The sequence below is a fragment of the Pantoea sp. SM3 genome (assembly GCF_000963995.1).
In the GTDB taxonomy this organism is placed as follows: Bacteria; Pseudomonadota; Gammaproteobacteria; order Enterobacterales; family Enterobacteriaceae; genus Pantoea; species Pantoea rwandensis_B.
Genome location: NZ_JZRD01000020.1, coordinates 28,608 through 46,318, shown reverse-complemented (window position 1 = coordinate 46,318; position 17,711 = coordinate 28,608). Strand labels below are relative to the sequence as shown.

Annotated in this window: 22 protein-coding genes; 10 read left to right on the top strand and 12 right to left on the bottom strand. The window is 53.4% G+C overall.

Annotated features, from left to right (window positions below):
• Positions 1-50 precede the first annotated feature (50 nt).
• The 3 genes from VI01_RS13225 to VI01_RS13215 all read right to left on the bottom strand — a co-directional run bounded on the left by VI01_RS13225 (position 51) and on the right by VI01_RS13215 (position 3,695).
• Positions 51-1,886, bottom strand: a complete 1,836-nt coding sequence (locus tag VI01_RS13225) for a methyl-accepting chemotaxis protein (protein WP_045815519.1) — start codon at positions 1,884-1,886, stop codon at positions 51-53.
• A 137-nt stretch (positions 1,887-2,023) separates the two neighbouring features.
• A complete protein-coding gene (locus VI01_RS13220) occupies positions 2,024-2,665 on the bottom strand; it encodes an aspartate/glutamate racemase family protein (protein ID WP_045815518.1) in 642 nt (213 codons plus the stop codon).
• A 118-nt stretch (positions 2,666-2,783) separates the two neighbouring features.
• A complete protein-coding gene (locus VI01_RS13215) occupies positions 2,784-3,695 on the bottom strand; it encodes a LysR family transcriptional regulator (protein WP_045815517.1) in 912 nt (303 codons plus the stop codon).
• Between the two features lie 111 nt (positions 3,696-3,806).
• On the opposite strand from VI01_RS13215, the gene VI01_RS13210 reads away from it, so the two are divergent.
• The 3 genes from VI01_RS13210 (at position 3,807) to VI01_RS13200 (ending at position 5,701) form a co-directional block, all read left to right on the top strand.
• Positions 3,807-4,247 (top strand): ester cyclase, encoded by a 441-nt coding sequence (locus VI01_RS13210; RefSeq protein WP_045815516.1) that lies wholly within the window; start codon positions 3,807-3,809, stop codon positions 4,245-4,247.
• An 85-nt stretch (positions 4,248-4,332) separates the two neighbouring features.
• On the top strand, positions 4,333-4,602 hold the full coding sequence (locus VI01_RS25595) for a zinc-binding dehydrogenase (RefSeq protein ID WP_082082059.1): 270 nt from the start codon (positions 4,333-4,335) through the stop codon (positions 4,600-4,602).
• Positions 4,603-4,783: 181 nt separating this feature from the next.
• On the top strand, positions 4,784-5,701 hold the full coding sequence (locus VI01_RS13200) for a formyltransferase family protein (RefSeq protein ID WP_052697007.1): 918 nt from the start codon (positions 4,784-4,786) through the stop codon (positions 5,699-5,701).
• Positions 5,702-5,742: 41 nt separating this feature from the next.
• Here VI01_RS13200 and VI01_RS13195 read toward each other — a convergent pair whose 3' ends face one another.
• Positions 5,743-6,792 carry an NAD(P)-dependent alcohol dehydrogenase gene (locus VI01_RS13195; protein WP_045815514.1) on the bottom strand — a complete coding sequence of 350 codons (1,050 nt, stop codon included), beginning with the start codon at positions 6,790-6,792 and terminating at the stop codon, positions 5,743-5,745.
• Between the two features lie 110 nt (positions 6,793-6,902).
• On the opposite strand from VI01_RS13195, the gene VI01_RS13190 reads away from it, so the two are divergent.
• Positions 6,903-7,334, top strand: coding sequence for a helix-turn-helix domain-containing protein (locus tag VI01_RS13190; protein ID WP_045815513.1), 432 nt, complete (start codon positions 6,903-6,905; stop codon positions 7,332-7,334).
• Here VI01_RS13190 and VI01_RS13185 read toward each other — a convergent pair.
• Complete coding sequence (locus tag VI01_RS13185; protein ID WP_045815512.1) at positions 7,276-8,100, bottom strand: helix-turn-helix transcriptional regulator; 825 nt, start codon at positions 8,098-8,100, stop codon at positions 7,276-7,278. The two genes, VI01_RS13190 and VI01_RS13185, sit on opposite strands and share 59 nt — an antisense overlap.
• Positions 8,101-8,203: 103 nt before the next feature.
• Between VI01_RS13185 and VI01_RS13180 the strand changes: the two genes are divergently transcribed.
• On the top strand, positions 8,204-9,094 hold the full coding sequence (locus tag VI01_RS13180) for an SDR family oxidoreductase (RefSeq protein WP_045815511.1): 891 nt from the start codon (positions 8,204-8,206) through the stop codon (positions 9,092-9,094).
• Here VI01_RS13180 and VI01_RS13175 read toward each other — a convergent pair.
• Positions 9,079-9,819 (bottom strand): substrate binding domain-containing protein, encoded by a 741-nt coding sequence (locus VI01_RS13175; RefSeq protein WP_369801876.1) that lies wholly within the window; start codon positions 9,817-9,819, stop codon positions 9,079-9,081. The genes VI01_RS13180 and VI01_RS13175 overlap by 16 nt on opposite strands.
• 42 nt (positions 9,820-9,861) lie before the next feature.
• The gene (locus VI01_RS25940; RefSeq protein WP_369801875.1) at positions 9,862-9,993 is read right to left on the bottom strand and encodes a LysR family transcriptional regulator; all 132 of its coding nucleotides are present in this window, start codon (positions 9,991-9,993) and stop codon (positions 9,862-9,864) included.
• A 102-nt stretch (positions 9,994-10,095) separates the two neighbouring features.
• Between VI01_RS25940 and VI01_RS13170 the strand changes: the two genes are divergently transcribed.
• Positions 10,096-11,271 (top strand): MFS transporter, encoded by a 1,176-nt coding sequence (locus tag VI01_RS13170; protein ID WP_045815510.1) that lies wholly within the window; start codon positions 10,096-10,098, stop codon positions 11,269-11,271.
• A gap of 274 nt (positions 11,272-11,545) precedes the next feature.
• Positions 11,546-11,773 (top strand): hypothetical protein, encoded by a 228-nt coding sequence (locus VI01_RS13165; protein ID WP_045815509.1) that lies wholly within the window; start codon positions 11,546-11,548, stop codon positions 11,771-11,773.
• Between the two features lie 214 nt (positions 11,774-11,987).
• On the opposite strand, the gene VI01_RS13160 is transcribed toward VI01_RS13165, so the two are convergent.
• Positions 11,988-12,809 (bottom strand): Cof-type HAD-IIB family hydrolase, encoded by an 822-nt coding sequence (locus VI01_RS13160; protein ID WP_045815508.1) that lies wholly within the window; start codon positions 12,807-12,809, stop codon positions 11,988-11,990.
• Positions 12,810-12,946: 137 nt separating this feature from the next.
• On the bottom strand, positions 12,947-13,585 hold the full coding sequence (locus VI01_RS13155) for a TetR family transcriptional regulator (RefSeq protein WP_045815507.1): 639 nt from the start codon (positions 13,583-13,585) through the stop codon (positions 12,947-12,949).
• An 81-nt stretch (positions 13,586-13,666) separates the two neighbouring features.
• Here VI01_RS13155 and VI01_RS13150 point away from each other — a divergent pair, with 81 nt between their 5' ends.
• Positions 13,667-14,338 carry an O-methyltransferase gene (locus VI01_RS13150; protein WP_045815506.1) on the top strand — a complete coding sequence of 224 codons (672 nt, stop codon included), beginning with the start codon at positions 13,667-13,669 and terminating at the stop codon, positions 14,336-14,338.
• A gap of 33 nt (positions 14,339-14,371) precedes the next feature.
• On the opposite strand, the gene dksA is transcribed toward VI01_RS13150, so the two are convergent.
• Complete coding sequence (gene dksA / locus VI01_RS13145; protein ID WP_045815505.1) at positions 14,372-14,791, bottom strand: RNA polymerase-binding protein DksA; 420 nt, start codon at positions 14,789-14,791, stop codon at positions 14,372-14,374.
• A 72-nt stretch (positions 14,792-14,863) separates the two neighbouring features.
• Between dksA and VI01_RS13140 the strand changes: the two genes are divergently transcribed.
• On the top strand, positions 14,864-15,091 hold the full coding sequence (locus VI01_RS13140; protein ID WP_034822387.1) for a hypothetical protein: 228 nt from the start codon (positions 14,864-14,866) through the stop codon (positions 15,089-15,091).
• A gap of 1 nt (position 15,092) precedes the next feature.
• Here the strand turns inward: VI01_RS13140 and VI01_RS13135 are convergent, their stop codons facing one another.
• Positions 15,093-16,283, bottom strand: a complete 1,191-nt coding sequence (locus VI01_RS13135; RefSeq protein ID WP_045815522.1) for a GTP-binding protein — start codon at positions 16,281-16,283, stop codon at positions 15,093-15,095.
• Here VI01_RS13135 and VI01_RS25390 point away from each other — a divergent pair.
• Positions 16,278-16,466, top strand: coding sequence for a hypothetical protein (locus VI01_RS25390; protein WP_156149359.1), 189 nt, complete (start codon positions 16,278-16,280; stop codon positions 16,464-16,466). The two genes, VI01_RS13135 and VI01_RS25390, sit on opposite strands and share 6 nt — an antisense overlap.
• On the opposite strand, the gene zigA is transcribed toward VI01_RS25390, so the two are convergent.
• Positions 16,467-17,678 carry a zinc metallochaperone GTPase ZigA gene (gene zigA / locus VI01_RS13130; protein ID WP_045815504.1) on the bottom strand — a complete coding sequence of 404 codons (1,212 nt, stop codon included), beginning with the start codon at positions 17,676-17,678 and terminating at the stop codon, positions 16,467-16,469. It lies immediately after the preceding gene.
• Positions 17,679-17,711 lie beyond the last annotated feature (33 nt).

Here is a 17,711-nt window from a genome sequence, read left to right as displayed (position 1 = left end):
GCTTAACTGACTGGCATTAGGCCATCAGGCCGCCTTATCTTTGAAAAAACTTAACGCCCCGCGCCTTGTAAGCGGAACTGCGCAACCAGCCGCTCCAGCATCATCGCCTGTTCTTCCAGCGAGTTTGCCGAGTGCGAGGATGCGCTAACCAGCGTGGCGTTTTGCTGGGTTGTGGTATCGAGTTCACCCACCGCGCGAGCAATTTGTTCAATACCACGGCTCTGCTCATCGGACGCTGCAGAAATTTCCTCCATGATCTCATTCACGCGCGCAATGCTACCGAGAATCTGATCCATGGTTTCACCTGCACGCGCTACCTGCTGATGCCCGTTACTAATCCGGCTCACCGATTCACTGATCAGCTGCTCAATATCTTTTGCGGCACCGGCGCTACGCTGTGCCAGGTTGCGCACTTCACTGGCGACCACGGCAAAACCACGCCCCTGCTCACCGGCTCGTGCCGCTTCCACTGCCGCGTTCAGTGCCAGAATATTGGTCTGGAATGCAATGCTGTTAATCACCGCAGTGATGTCAGCAATTTTCTTCGAGCTGTCAGAGATTTCACCCATGGTGCTGACCACGTCGCGCACCGCTTTGCCGCCCTGATTGGCGTTATGCGAAGCTTCAGCAGCAATCTGGCTGGCTTGACGGGCGTTCTCGGCGTTATTTTTCACGGTAGCCGTTAACTCCTCCATGCTGGCAGCCGTTTCCACCACCGCCGCCGCCTGCTGTTCAGTTCGCGATGACAAATCGAGGTTACCCTGATTGATCTCGCTAGCGGCTTGCGACACGCTGCTGACGCTATGCAACACATCGCCAATCATACTGCGCAGACGGTCGTTCATCCGCCCCATCGCCGAGGTCAGCTTGCCGAGTTCATCATGACGGTCGGTGGTAAACTGCGAGCTTAAATCGCCGCTGGCAATGCGCTCCGCCAACTCAAGGTTGTGGAACACCGGACGCGTAATCTGACGGATGATGTACCACGCCACCAGTACGCCAAACAGAATCGCCAGACCCCCAATCAACAAGGATAGCGTCGCTGAACCGTTCGCCAGTTCATCGTTACGCTCCTTCACGATAGTAATGATCTTTTTGATCGCCGCGCTGCTCTTATCACCCGCGACTTTTACCGTGTCTTCTGACGCACGCAGCTGGCCATAGCTGTCCGCCGCTTGCAGGCTGAGATCTTTAAAGCGTTCGGTATCCTGCCACAGCGCGGTAAATCCGCCCTGCTGTTCGGGTGGCAGCTGAGCCAACAAGGCTTTCATGCCCTGGTCGGCCTGCTGGAAATGGGTTTGCAAGGTATTGCGCAGGGTATCAGTGACATTGAAGCGCAGCGCCCAGGCCTCTTCACGCACGTTGCTGATAGCGAAGAGCTGCTCGTAAATCTGGTTAGTCAGTTCTGGATTGGTCACTGGCGTGCGGATCAACTGCGTGTAGCGCGAGGTCATGTCTTGCTGGCTCAGGGAATCGAGCTGTGCTCGCTGGCTATTCAGCTGCTGTGTAGCTTGCGTCATTGCGCCAATACTGTTCTGGAAGCTGGCGAGATGGGTATCCAGTTCATCCACCAGCGCGCGGGCATTGTCTGTCCAGGAGAGTTGTTTGGCCTCACGATTGAGCTGCTGGGCATGCGCCACATAATCAGCCATCACTTTGCCTGACTTATCATCACCATAAAGATATTTGAGGCGGTTAATTTTGGCCTGGAACACCTCAATGTTGATGTCATAGATCAGATTGGTTTTCTGATAAATGTCATGAATCGCGTTGAAGCGCTGCACGCTGATGCAGGTGGCCAGGGCCACTAACAGCAACACAATGCCAAATCCTGCTGACAATTTCCGGGTGATGCGTACATTACGTAAACGGGATACCAGCCCCATGTTCCCTCTCCTGCGAATGTTGTTTTTGTAAATTCTGGTAAGGGAGTTATCGGAGCGAGGCGGGATTTGTTTATCGCTGAGATCACAAAAAAACGATTACAGGATGTTATGCGCCGCCGGGTGGCGGCGCGAGCAGGTTATCGTGCAGATTGCGGGGCTAACTGGCTGATAAACAGGCCTGCAGCGCTCACCGCATCCACCGCCACTTTCCCTAACTGCTGGCGAATACTGTCACCCAGCGCGATGGTAGAAAAACCCGTGCAGGAGAAAGCGATCACCTCGATGCCTTCGCGATAGAGCGTATCAGCGCAGGCCAGGGCGCTGGCACGACCTTCTGCACTGAGCAGATCCGTGGTGTTCAACACTCCTTCCGGACGCGCGTAACGCACGGATTCACCCAGCAGCTGGCGGAAAGGCGCCGGTGCCGCCGCACCAATCCCCATCACGGCCACCGGGCGTTTCAGCATACGAGCAATACTTGCTGAAGCCGAACCGGCGCTGATGACGGGAATGGATACGGCATCACGCAGTGCTGCAAGGCCAGGATCGGCGGCGCAACTGAGAAACAGCGCATTGCAGCCGTCGGATTCTAATTGCCGCCCGAGCGTAACGATCTTAGGCACCGCCAGCGCTTCACTGGCATCATCGAAAATGCCTTTGTGCTGATCGGGGATAGCCCGGCTAATTGAGTTGATAGCGTATTCCTGATGAATCAGCCGACCATGTTCTTCGACAAAGTGCTGATCTGGATGGGTAAATACGCGGATTATCCCCAGCATGGCTGTTACTCCTGGTCTGATGTTAAACGGGTTTGCAAAGCGACTTGGTTTTTTATTGTGTCGAGTAACATGGCAGTTTTATGCAAAAGCGGCAACACGTACCCGCCGCTGGTTTGACCTACAATGCTGCTCCGACTTCCGCGATCACACCGCGTAACCACTGATGCGCCGCACTGTCCTGCGTTCTGCGATGCCAAAGCAAATCAAATGGAATAGAGGGCAGCGTCAACGGCGGTTCAAACATGATGATGTCGCCCTGGCTGGCTGAAGTGGTGCCCACGCGGCGCAGTACCGTTGCCACATAATCCGTTCCCGGCAAGAGCGCGGGCACGGTAAACATAGTAGGCAACGTCAGACTGATGGTGCGCGCCAGCCCTTGCTCACGTAACTGCTGATCCACCAAGCCGTAATGGTTACCTTCGGGTGACACCAAAATATGACGCATCGACAGAAACGCTTGTAGGTTCATGCCTTTACGCGCTACCTCGTGTTCGCGCCCGACTAAGGTGACAAAATCGTCGCGTAGCAATGGTTGGGAAAGAATTCGGTTTTCTGCTTTGGTTGGCGGTACGCCTACGGCAATATCAATCTTCCCCGCATCGAGTAGCGCAACAACCTCATCGCGATCAATAAAATAACGCACATGAATCGTGCAATGAGGTGCCACTGCCGCCAGCTTTTTGGTTAACGCCGGTAGCAGCACATGCATCGGATACTCCGTCAATCCCAGGGTAAAACTGCGCTGTTTAGCCGTAGGATCAAACACCTCTGCGGGCTTCATTAAATGACGCACCTGCCCTAACGCATCGGCCACCGGCACCGCAATCTCCTGCGCTTTCGCCGTGGGTAACAAGCCTTCTGCGCTGCGGATAAACAACGGATCGTCAAAAACACGACGCAAGCGAGAGAGCGCGGCACTCATCGCCGGTTGGCTTACGCCAGCCAGTGCCGCAGCTTTAGTGACGTTGCGCTCCAGCATTAAGGCATTAAATGCCACCAGCAAGTTGAGATCGAACCCTTCAAAATTCATATTTTGTATATTGCTCTATACCAATCATTTGTTGGATGGATAGTGTCAGATTCGGGAATACTGCACAAGCCGGTGAGATGCACCGCTAACTAATCCAATAAGGTTTCCAACATGTCTGCCACACAACCACTGAACCAACGCCTGCAAACTGAACGTACTGCGGTAGAAAACCTCTATCGCGCCTTTAGTGACAAAAATCCCGACCTGCTGGATCTGGCGGTAACACAAGACTGGGATGACATCCCACTGGCGCCAGGTCAGGGGCCGGGACCCGAAGGATTTAAACCTTTGCTGGCAGGTTTTATCGCCGCGTTCCCGGATATCAACATCATCGTGCACGACATGCTGCAGGAGCCGGGAAAGATTGCTGTGCGCGCAGAAATTACCGGTACGCACCAGGGTGAGTTTATGGGCATTGCGCCCACCGGTCGTCGCATTAGCGTGCGCCTGCACGAATTCCACTTACTCAACGGCGAGCGCGTGACCACCACCTGGCATATGGAAGATTGGTTTACCATGTTCCAGCAGATTGGCCAGTTCCCGGCACTATAATTTTGAGGTGATCGATTATCGCAGCCAGGATTTCACCCAGATTGCCCCGGTTGATGTGGTGTTAGATCCCTTTGGCGGCTAAACCCTGGAGCGCTCATGGCAAGTGTTAAAACTCGGTGGACATATTGCTACGTTGGCCGACTTTGCTATTACCGATCGCGGTGACCGCCATGGCCATGCCGTTTTCTTTGCCGATGCCACGGTCGCCCTGCCCCAGGCCATGCGCGATTTCAGCAACGGTAACTTGCAGATAGTGATCGATTCCATCCATCTGCTGGAACAGAGCCGCGCCGCGCTGGAACGCGTTGCCTCCGGCCATGCATGCGGCAAAGTGATTGTGAGAAGTGGACGCTAAGATGCCCGGGCTCGCCGCCACACACAGCCAATGAGAGTGGCGGCTAACTCTTCAAACACCCGCGCTTCGCCTAACCTCCACAGATAACAGATGTCATTTCAAATGCGATGGTTTAAGCCAGGCATAATCTTCCCCTGCTATGCTAAGCACCAGACGTTAATCAGTGTTCACAGGCGGAAGAATGAAAGTCGTGTTATGTGCGTATCATGAGATGGGATGCGCGGCGCTGGAGAGTTTACAGGAAGTGGGATTTGAAGTGGCTTGCGTGTTCACCCACGCAGGCGCCCATCAGGAAAACAGTTTTTTTGACTCAGTTGAAGTCATGGCGCGACAACTTCAGATCCCGGTGTTTTGCCCGGATGATATCAATACGCCGGAATGGATTGCCAAAATCTCGTCACTGCAACCCGATGCAATTTTCACCCTGTCATATCGTCAGGCTCTCTCCCCTGCTTTGATCGCCACCGCCAGGAAAGGGGCATTTAACGTGCACGCTTCATTATTGCCTGCCTATCGCGGTCGTGCCCATCTTAACTGGGTGATTATCCGCCACGAACGCGAAACCGGGGTAACGCTGCATCGTATCAATCATGTTCCGGACGGCGGGCCAATTCTGGCGCAAAGTCGTGTCACCATCACTGACGACGATGATGCACTGTCACTGCACCGTAAACTGGTACGCACGACGCGGGAACAATTACCAAACTGGCTGCGCGCACTGCGTGCGGGGAGTCTGATGGAGCGCGTGCAGGATGAAAGCCTCGCCAGCGAACCCGGACAGCGAAAGCCTGAAGATGGACAGGTTCACTGGCATCAATCTGCTGATGAGATTCATCGCCTGATTCGTGGCGTCGCTTATCCGTGGCCTGGCGCGTACAGCCTGATAGGTGAACAACGCTTTATCGTGTGGAAAAGCCGTGTGCTTGCCCAGCCGCATCAGCATGCGCCGGGGTCGATTATTTCCATTGAGCCGCTTTTGATCGCCTGTGGCGAAAATGTGCTGGAGATTGTCACGGCAGGGTTATCGCATCACGATAACCTCAGCGCACCGCAACTGGTGCAGCACTTTTCACTGCACGTGGGGATGTCACTCAACTAACATTTTGTCTGGCGATTTCAGGCTGAAATCGCCAACGTCTATCACCAGCGGGTAGCCGCCATATCAATGACGAAGCGATACTTCACATCGCCTTTCAGCATACGCGCGAAGGCAGCTTCCACTGACTCACCCGCAATCAATTCGATATCTGCCGTGATGTTGTGCTCGCCACAGAAATCCAGCATCTCCTGCGTCTCTTGAATACTGCCAATCGACGAACCGCTGATGCTTAAACGGCGGAACACCATCGGCGTCACGTCAGGAGATTGATGTGGTTGCTCAGGAATCCCCACCAGCACCAGACGGCCATTGGTTTTTAAGGTCGCGAGGTACGGGTCGAGGTCGTGTGGCGCGGAAACGCAGTCGATAATGAAATCGAGTGAGGTTTTCGCCGCTGCCATCTGCGCATCATCACGCGACACCACAACACGGCTGGCGCCGAGACGGCGTGCATCCGCGCCCTTCTCCGGAGAGGTGGTGAACAAGGTGACTTCCGCACCCATCGCACTCGCCAGTTTCACCGCCATATGGCCCAGGCCACCTAAGCCGACCACGCCCACTTTATCGCCTGCTTGTACGTTGAAGTGACGTAACGGCGACCATACGGTGACACCTGCGCAGAGCAAAGGTGCAACGCCCGCCAGCGGCAAGTTTTGCGGTACTGACACCACAAAATGCTGATCGACCACCACATTCTGCGCGTAACCGCCCCAGGTGCTGTCGCCCGTGTGCTTATCCATACCGTTGTAAGTCGGCGTAAAACCGGCTTCGCAATACTGCTCTTCCTGCTGCTGACAAAAATGGCACTCGCGGCAGGAATCGACCATCACGCCGACACCCACAACATCACCAACCTTGAAGTTTGTGACCGCAGCACCGGTTTCTATCACGCGTCCCACGATTTCATGGCCGGGCACCAGTGGATAGCGACTGACCGCCCATTCGTTACGCGCCATATGAAGATCGGAATGGCACACGCCACAGTACAAAATGTCGATTTTCACGTCCTGCGGTTGCAGTGGACGCAGCGCGATCTGGCTGGATACGAGAGGTTTTGCCGCGTCGTGAGCGACTAATGCGTTGATTTTCATGGTGCCTCCGCAAGGTGCTGGCGTAATTGAATTGAAGGCGGCAGACTATAGTCAACGTGGTGCAGAAATGATAGTAGTTACCTTTTGGTGACCATAAAGGAGTGACACTGATGCCAGCCTGGGTTGACGGTAAGCTGTTTTTTTATGCGGATTCTCCTCCGCGTCGCTTGATGGATCTGTTCTCGCTGAAGTGGAGCAGTATGGTGCTGCACGCGCTTTATCACTGGCCGGAAAAGCGTGCGCGCACCGGTGAGTTGCAGCGCAGCTTGCAGGGGATTTCAAAAAAGATGCTGTTTCAGACCCTGAAAGAGCTGGAGCAGCGAGGGCTGATCGCCCGCCATGTGTACGATGTGATTCCACCGAAAGTGGATTATCGCTTAACGCCGTTAGGATTAACCTTCGCAGCGCCGATTGAACAGATGTATCAGTGGGGGCTGGAAAATCAGGCGGCGCTCGATGCGATGGAAGACAATTTGCGCAAGGCTACGGACGTGCCATCAGACGCGCCACCGTCTCTCGATCCCTCGACAAGCGCGGATTAAACACCACCAGACTCAAGCCAGGCTTGCCTTCGACCGCAAACGTGCTGTATTCGAGTTCCAGCACACCTTCGTCCGGTAGCCACAACTGTTTGATACCTTCCCCGTGTTGGCTGACTTCTTGCGATTGCCATAGCTGGCGGAAGGTTTCACTCATCTCACTGAGTTCTTCTACCAGCGCGCGCACATGCTCACTGGCACCGGTGCGCGCCACGTCGGCACGGAAATTCGCGACCATGTTACGCGTGACCTGATGCCAGTCCGGCAGGCGCTTTTTCATCTCCTCATGACTGAACATCATCAACAGGATGTTGCGCTGTTCCGGCGGCAGCTGCGCGTAATCAACAAACACTTTGGTCGCCGCATGATTCCAGGCGACGACCTGCCACTCTGCGGTTTTCACCAGCGCCGGGGTTTGCGTCATGCTATCGAGCACTCGCTGCAAAGAGGGCGACACATCCACGCCCGCCTGCCAGGTGACGCCCGGCAAACGGTTTTGCGCCAGTAAAAACAGGTGATCGCGCTCGGCAGCACTCAATTCTAACGCTTTGGATAATCGCTCCAGCACCTCTTCAGAAGGCGCACCGCCTCTGCCCTGCTCCAGCCAGGTGTACCAGGTGGTGCTGACACAGGCACGCACTGCCACCTCTTCACGGCGTAAGCCGGGTGTACGACGGCGCAGCAACGGATAGCCGAGTTTACTCGCATCCAGCCGTTGGCGGCGTTCACGCAGATAGTTCCCGAGCAGATTGTCGTCTTGTAGGGTCATGGCGTTATCCTGTTAGTGCATATACCTGTATAAGCTCACGACTGTTCGCCGCGCCGGAGACTTTTATCATAGTGCTTCAACAGCCAGAAATAGGAGTACGAATATGCGACTTTTTGTGACCGGCGCAAGCGGCTTTATCGGTTCGGCCATTGTGAAAAAACTGCAGGCACGCGGCGTGGATGTGCTTGGACTGGCGCGTAGTGATGCCTCTGCTGAGAAACTGCATCAGCAAAGTGTGCAGGTGATTCGTGGGGATCTGGAAGATATTGCCAGCCTGCGCAGCGCCGTTGAGCAGAGCGATGGCGTGATTCACGCGGGCTACATCCACGATTTCAGCCGGATGGATCACGCGGCGGCTATCGATCAGCAGGCGATTCTGGCAATGGGCGAAGTCCTTGCCGGATCAAACCGTCCGTTGGTGGTCACCACCGGCACGGCACTGGTGTCACCGGGACGTCTTGCTGTAGAGCAAACCAAACCGGTTTCCGGCGGTCATCCTCGTTCCGACTCCAACATTGCCGCGCTCGCCCTGGCTGATAAAGGCGTACGCGTGTCGCTGGTGCGCTTACCACCGACCGTCCACGGAGCTGGCGATCATGGTTTTGTGCCAATGATCATCAATATGGCGCGAGAGAAAGGGGCTGCGGTGTATATCGGTGACGGCAGCAATCGCTGGCCAGCAGTACATCGTGATGATGCCGCCGAGCTGTTCTGCCTCGCCGCTGAGCACGCCGAAGCCGGCACGATTCTGCATGCGATTCAGGAGGAAGGCATTGCGTTTCGTCAGATCGCCGAAACCATCGGCACCGGTTTATCCCTGCCGGTAAAAAGCCTGACGCTGGAAGAAGCCAAAGAGTGGCTGGGCTGGATGGCGTTCTTTGCCTCCGTGGATAACCCTGCATCCAGTGAATGGACGCGCCAGACGTTTAACTGGCAACCCACCGGGCCGGGATTACTGCAGGATATGCGCGAGGCGGGTTATTTTTCCCGATGATTTCGCACTGCCTCTTGTAGGAAATCAATAAACGCACGGCTTCGCGCGGGAAGAAAACTACGCTCCTGATAGAGCAGTGCGATCTCAAGAGGGGCAGGAACGAGCTCAAGTTCAATCACTTCCAGCCGCCCGTCACGAATATAAGGTTCACAAGCCTGCGCTGAAAGGATGGCAAACCCGACGCCTTTCAGTGCTGCTTGCAGTGCCATCTCACCGCTGTCGACACGAAACGGGCTCGTCACATTGATATGTCGAAACCCTTTTCCCGTCGTGAGAAATTGCCATGCCTGTCCCTGAAGAGCGCTAACGGTAGTGATACAGGGCAGAGCCAGCAATTGCTCTGTGTGCGTAGGTCTTGGGAACCTTTGAAGCAGAGTCGGCGCCGCAACAATCTGGCAGGGCAATAAGACCAGCTGTTGAGCAATGACATCACTGCTGGCACGAGCGCCGCGACTGATATCAATCACAACATCGCAGTCTTCCCACAGAGCATCAGCCCCCTGAAGGTTGGTCATACAGTGGAGTTCTATCCTGGGATACCGCAGTACAAAGTCAGCCAGAAGATTGCCAAACACCACCGGCCCAACGCCACTCGGTAAACACACGCGTAGCAATCCTTCCGGTTCAGTTTTCGCGTGGCTTAGCCTGGCCTCCGTCTCATTCACCAAGTCCAACAAGGGGCGCATGCTGTCAAAAAACATCTGCCCTGCGTCGGTAAGCTTCATGTGACGCGTACTTCGCTGTAATAGTCGCATCCCCAACCGTTCTTACAGTTGGGAAATTTGGCGACTCACATTCGATGCAGGCATATTAAGGGCCCGCGCCCCACCGATAAAACTGCCTTTTTCTGCAACGGTGACGAAGACACGTAAGACATTTAAATCGATTTTACTGCGCATCTATTATCCCATTTATGATAATTATTCATCTCACTTTATCTATCTAATCATAATGATGCACGGACAATAGACTAGGCCTCCTGTCACTTAATGGAGCAAACTATGCCTGTCCTCACCCCGCAATCAGGTTCATTCGCTGTGATCCGCATCGCTGTGATTATCGCTTTTGTTCAATTCACGAATGCCCTCGAATACATGATGTTTAATCCGCTGTTTGCCTACATGGCATCTCAATTTTCGGTGCCTGTCACTTATGCAGGATATGTCACGGGGACTTACACCCTGGGTTCAGTGCTATCCGGGTTATGTATTTGGAAATGGATTGACCGCGTTAACGCCAAACGATTTTTACTGTGGAATATGGCGCTTTTAGGCGCTCTGACGGTGCTGATCACCTTCACGAGCGATTATACCCTGCTGCTGGTTCTACGATTTATGGCGGGGTTAGTGGGGGGAACAACCATGGGCGTAGGGATGAGTTTATTAATCAGCCTCGCGCCAGAGTCCTTACGAGCACGGATGATTGCCACCGTCATTGCCGCTTTCTCTGTGGTCAGCATTGCAGGGATGCCGACCATGCTGTTTTTGAGCACACATTTCGGCTGGTATAGCGCACCGAGACTCATTGGCTTGCTGTGTCTGATAGGTTTGCTTCTTATTGCCGGGTTTATTCCTGATGCTCCGCGCAAAACATCCCCTAAATCATCGATAGCGCTGACGCCAGAATGGTTGTTTTTCGCCAGCGGGAACGCCATCGCACAATTTACCCCTATGCTCATCATTCCTGCTTTGGTGCCTTTATTGACCCAACACATGCAGGCTGTGAGCGCCTCGCTGCCAATGCTGTTCTTCATCGGTGGCATCGCAGGGATGATGGCAACAAAACTCACCGGAAAACTATTGGCCCAATATTCCAGCTACACCTTAGCCGTTGTCTCAACACTGATATTACTGGTCAGCATGCTGCTTCCCGTGACAGGTTTGCATGCCAGCGTACTTTTCATGGGGCTGTTTCTGGGTGGAGCTTACGGACGATTGGTGGTGGTGTCTTGTGTGACCGCGAGATTTCCAAATGAGGCCAGTCGGGCTGGTTTCCTGTCCCTGCAAACGGCGCTGATGTCATTGAGTACCACCCTCGCCTTTTTTGTTTCGGCCATGACTTTTGAGATAGCCGCGCCACTACCGATCATATTCTGGGTACTGGTGGTCGGCAGCGCATTACTCTTGCCACCGCTGATAAAGAGGATGGAAAAAAGGTTAGCGAGGCGTGAAGCTTGAATTGATGTCGATGTTGAGGGGGATACATGGCATTGCGTGACCGTCTGCTGTGTGCCAGAAGCGGAAGTAGCTAATAACGATCTATGTTGAAGAATGGGGAGCAGGTCACCAGTAATAGATGTTGTCGCGTTATGACAATTTAAGGATTACCCATATAAGGGCTTTGTCTTTCAAACTGAATTGTTCATAATGCCCTCCTCATACACCCTAGAAAAGCTTTTTATAAATCAATAAATTATAACATTCCCTGTCATTAATAAGCAGGAGTTCGCATATGTCTAAGATTAAGTTTGAACTGACGCGTGGAAGCGATGTGCTTCGTGATGGCATGTATCTAGAGTTATCTGTCAGTGATAAATCCTCTTCAAGGCTGGTTGCGGACGTTTTCTATTCTGACGTTACTCAGGAATTCTTTTTGACCTGCTACGAAGAAAACATTCCTATGGAGGAAGTGGAAAAACTGATTTCTAAGGCGAGGATACTTCTCCCGCCAGTTAAGTAATGGCAATAAAAATCACATGTCACTAAATACATTTCAATGTCCGCTGATCGCTCACAGCTGCCTGTCAACCTGGCCGCATTTTGTTGGCGATGGTCAAGTAAAATGCAAACGGGTAGGCAAATGAATGCAAATACCCAAATTGTTAAACGTCGCGGCAGAATCGATCGCCCAGCTGAAAGTTTAGCTCTTGCTCGATAGACTCTGCCGCGAGGAATTAACCAAACGGCTCTTCGCGTGCCAGCAAGCGTGCAATCACGTTTAGCGCACCTTCGTCGTTGTTGCTATCGGTTTTATAACGCGCAACGGCGGCCACAGGTGCGGCTGCATTCGCCATCGAAAAGCTGTAACACGCCTGACGCAGCATTTCGAGGTCGTTGGCGCTATCGCCAATCGCCAGTACTTCGCAATCGTCGATGCCCCATTTTTCCTGCAGCAGCGCGATGCCGTGTGCTTTGTGGCAGCCGGGAATGATGAGGTCGACAAAACCAAAGCCGCTGGAGACCGGATGCATAATGTTTTCAATCGCGCCCAGTTCTTTGTGCAGACGATCCATCAGGGCATCCACCCCTTCGTGGGCCAGATTCAACGAAAACTTAAAGATGGTGTCATCGATATCGTAGAGGTTGTCGCGTTTTTCCAGGCGATGATAGTGATTCGCCAGCATCGCAATCACTTCTTCCGGCATCGAGGTGTGCACATAAGCGCCATTGCGACCGCACACCACGGTGCTGATATCCGGCTCTTTCGCCAGAATATCCAAAATTTGATGGACACGTTCCGGCGCGAGTTCACCGCAAAAGATCTCTTCATTGCTGTCTGACACCCAGGCACCGTTCTCGGCGACAAAGGCGATTTCATCTTTAATGTCCGGGAAGTAGCGTTGCAACTGATAATATTGATTGCCACTGGCGACCACAAAACGAACGCCTTTCTCTTTCAACAAGGCGTACTGACGCGCAAAACGTTGAGCGTTGTACTGTTTGTTGTCATCGAGAAAAGTCCCATCCATATCCACCGCAATCATTTTTACTGCCATCTTGCTCTCCCGTATCGGTTAACCAGCATTCCTTCCAGCTGTGAAAAGGTTTTCATAGAGCTTACTCGCGGTGTGGATTAATGAGAATGGTAATAATGAGATTGTTAACCGCTTTCAGAGATTTCCAGTGCCATCTTTTACTGCAAATTCGCCCCTTTTTCCCTGATCCAGACACAGAACATCTCAGCCATATCCTGTGCGTAGTCCTGAATTTCCACCTCAGAGCGCGGTGTTTCGGAAAAATGCTTGCCCACGTTACCCAGTGTGCTGTTGATCAGATCCGCAGCGCGCAGACGTTCTTTCTCTTCCATCTGGGGCAATAACTCATACAGGAAATCACTTACCACATTTTCCCCCGCCGCTCGCGCGGCCGCCACTTCCGGGGCATCACGATACAAGGGTGCCGCATCGTTGAGTGCGGTGCGCATGGCGGCTTCTTCACATTCGGAGTGTAAAAACGCCCGTGTGAGCTGATGCAGACGTTCACGCGGTGGCACAGCCCGATCGCGCAGGATCGATCCTAAGAGATCGCCGGTTCGCTGCCATTCCTCGCTTTGTAAGCGGAAAAGAATAGCCGCTTTATTGGGAAAGTATTGATACAGCGATCCAATACTCACACCGGCACGCTCTGCCACGCGTGCCGTGGTAAATCGCGTGGCGCCTTCCTGTTCCAAAACCTGAGTAGCGGCTTGCAAAATCGCCGAAACCAGCTCACTGGATCGCGCTTGTTGCGGCCTTTTTCTCTCTGAAATCTTAGTGTTACGACGTTCAGCCATCTGATACTCCTGAACACGAATAGTGAAATGCGAAGGATTCATCGTATTCTGATCGCACAGTTTAATCCACGGGGAAACATCATGAATACTTTAACGTCTGCGCCTTTAGCGCCACTGCTTAACTATCTTTTTGAACTGGCCGACAACATGGCGCATCCGACCAACGAAGCTTTTCACGCCATGTCTGATGAAGAACAAAATCGCCTGATGCAGAGTAAAACCGATTATCTGGAACTTTATGGCCACCTGAAAAATGTACCGCTGGCGGTATCACGTGAGACCGGCAAACTGCTGTATATGCTGGCGCGCAGCAGCAGAGCACAATCTATTGTAGAGTTCGGGACGTCATTCGGCATTTCGACGCTGCATCTGGCCGCGGCGGTGCGCGATAACGGTGGCGGTCAAATCATTACCAGTGAATTCGAACCGGGCAAGGTTGCCTTAGCGCGTAATCATTTTGCGGATGCGGGCGTGAGTGATTTGATTGAGGTACGCGTTGGCGATGCACTGCTGACTTTAAGCGAAGCGATGCCAGCATCGGTCGATATGTTGGTGCTGGATGGTGCGAAAGCGATTTACCCAGAGATTTTGGCGTTGGTTGAGCCTTATCTGCGCCCTGGGGCACTGATCGTCGCCGATGACGCAGATTTCAGTCCGGAATATCTGGCGCGCGTGCACAGCGGAAACGGCTATATGTCCTTGCCTTTTAATGATGGTGTGGAAGTGTCCATGTGGGTGGGACGTTCACAGTAATCAGCACCCAGAGCCTGCGCTCTGGGTGATTTTTTATTTCCGATACTGCGCTTCAACCCGTTCCTGCTTGATCTTGGCATCAATGGAGAGTTCTGCGGTGGGGCGTAGCAGCAGACGAGCCAGGCCAATGGGATCGCCCGTTTCACGGCAGTAGCCGTATTCGCCCTGATGGATGCGCTGCACTGCCGCATCAATTTTGGGTAGCAGCCGACTTTCACGATCGATCTGGCGAAACAACAAGCGCAGTTCTTCTTCGCGTATCGCTTTGTCCGCTTCATCCCCCTGCTGTTCACTGCGTTGCAGCTGCGTTTTCAGGTAGTCGATATGTTCGAGCAGTTCCTGACGCTCGTGTCGCAATAAGCGCAAAAAGAAATCACTTTGGTGAGCATTCATATACTCTTCCGGCGGCATACTGAGAAGGTTTTGCTGCTCTCCTGCTGTGGGTTTGGTCATGTTGAAAATCCTTAACAGCCTTGTGTTAATGTTATATCGTCACATTTCAAATCATTCATTGAGGTTGCTGCGATGAAGACCACTGTTCCTCTGCTGCTGATTGCCATAGCATCGGCAAAAGCAGGTGCCTTTCAGGCAAAGATTGATACGTTAAAACTGGCGCAAAAACCGGATACCGCAGTGGCTAACGTCGATTTGACGCAGCCTCTTGCGACGGCAGAAGTGCATGCGGCGCTGTTAAAGCCCGTATCCGGCTGCCAGTGTCCGTTTTGTACGCAAATGCGTGCGCTGGCAGGCTAACTCAGGCGGATACGCGCGCCACGCGCTGCGGCCAGGGATCGGCAAATTCACCGCCACTTTGCCACCATGCAATCTCCTCTTCATTGAGAAAGCAGCGTTTCAGGGCGACGGTGAAGGCTTTCACTTCATCCGGTTCACCGATCACCGTTAAACTGCATCGTCGATCGCCAAATCGCCCCGGCATTTTGGCTACCGCCTGTTCAACCGCCGCGCGCTCCTCTGCCGTTAGCGGACTATCACGATGATTCAGAATGCCTGCTTTCCAGTAACTGATAAATTCCAGATTGATGCTGCCCGTGGCCTGATTCCATAACAGCGCTAAATCATCGCGCGTCGGTAACCAGAAAAAGCCTTTACTGCGATAGATGCCCGCGCCCATAAAGTGGTGACAGGTATCCCACAATCGCTGCGGATGAAACGGCCGATCGTCATGAATCACTTCTGAGACCATTTGCCACGCTGTGGTATCAATGGCATCCACCTCCTCTGCCAGTTCGTCAATCAGCCCCGCCACACGTTGGAAATCGTATGGTGGCATCGCCAGTAATTCGCTCAGTGACAAATTTCCCCATGGCACCGCCATCACTGCCACATAAGGATTCAAAGGATGAATCGCCTGAGCAATGCGGGAAATGCTGGAAGCAGGCAGCCGATCATTTTTGGTGAGCAGCAAATGGCTGCAAAACATGATTTGTTCTGCCAGTAGATTCTCGATACGCCGCTCATGGCGGGTCAGATTGGCCTGTAAACGAGGAATCAGCGCCTCGCCCTGCTGGTAATCGTCATTCAGCATCACGCTGTCGACCAGCGATAGGAATCCATTGAGTTGCACCCTGCCATGGTCGCGGAAATAACGCACCAGCGGCAATGGATGACTGCTGCCAGAGGTTTCCAGCAGAATCAGATCCGGACGATGTGCGTTGAGCATCGACGCAAGTGCGGCATCGAGTTTTTCGATACCCGTTCGGCTGCTGATGCTGTCGGCTGAGAGCGTGATGAAATTATGTTTACTGGCGTTGACGATTTCAGTGTTGGCAATCAGCACGCCATCAACGTCCAGTTCGCTCATATCATTGACAATGACGCAGACGGCGCGTTGCTGTTTATGCGCCTGAATCAATAAGCTTTTTAATAGCGTCGTTTTGCCTGCACCCAGAAAACCGTTGAGAATGGTGAGGGGGACTTTTTGCATTGTGACCTCTTGCTGCCGCCCGTTGCGGCCTGGGTTTGCCATCCATGGCGTCATGCCGTTCCGTTAAGCCATGCACTGCCAGAGTGGCAGTTGGGGAGCCGCGCGATTGACTGCGCTTCACTCAATCAGAAAGGTGTTGCCAGTCGCTCAGTTCATTGCACCGTGCCTGGCGTGCGTCTGTGATCAGTGAAACCAGGGATCAAACGGATCCGGAAACCCGGCCCAGTTTTCCGGCCCCTGAGTCATCTCTTCATCAGTCAGCAGCGCATTTTCCAGTTGGTTGCGCAGACGGGCTTCATCCATTTCAATCCCGATAAACACGATTTCCTGACGCGCATCGCCGGTGCCTTCTACCCAGTTCTGCATGATGTATTCCAGCGTTTCGGGATCTTCCGGCCAGCGTTCTTTTGGCGCACTGGCCCACCACATGCCCGCTAAGCCCTGACGCGTCACGCCACCGGCCTGTGACCAGGAACCAGCATAATGGGGACGACTGGCGAGCCAGAAGAAGCCTTTAGACCGGACTACGCCTTTGAGATCGCCTTCGATGACGCTGGCGAAGCGGGTGGGATGAAAAGGACGACGTGCGCGAAACACGAAGTTGCGAATGCCGTACTCTTCGGTTTCCGGCGTATGTGAACCACGTAGTTCCTGTAACCAACCTGGCGCTTGTGAGGCCGCATCAAAATCAAACAAACCGGTATTCAGTACTTCATTCAGCGCGACCTTGCCAAACTCAGAGGTTACCACGCGCGCGCGCGGATTGAGGGAGTGCAGTATCGCCAGCAAGCGGGCTTTTTCCGCTTCATCAATCAGGTCAGTTTTGTTCAAAATCAGCACGTCACAGAACTCAATCTGATCCACCAGCAAATCGACTACCGTACGTTCATCTTCTTCACCCAGCGATTCACCGCGGGATTTAATGCTTTCGTTGGATTCGTAATCGCGCAGGAAATTAAAGCCGTCCACGACGGTCACCATGGTGTCGAGCGCAGCGACTTCTGACAGGCTCTGACCGTCTTCATCGGCAAAGGTAAAGGTCTCCGCCACCGGAAGCGGTTCGGAAATCCCGGTGGATTCGATCACAAGGTTATCGAAACGGCCATCTTTTGCGAGGCGATCGACCTCCAGCAGCAAATCTTCACGCAGCGTGCAGCAGATGCAGCCGTTACTCATCTCCACCAGTTTCTCATCGGTACGAGAAAGCTCAGCCCCACCCTCTCGGACTAAGGCGGCGTCGATATTCACTTCCGACATATCGTTCACGATGACGGCGACGCGGCGACCTTCGCGGTTGTTAAGAATATGGTTAAGCAGCGTGGTTTTACCTGCGCCGAGAAAGCCGGACAGGACAGTAACCGGCAGCTTTCTAAAATTCGGGGATAGTGATGACATTGCGACTCCTTCAACATGGCCAGTGCAGGTGCG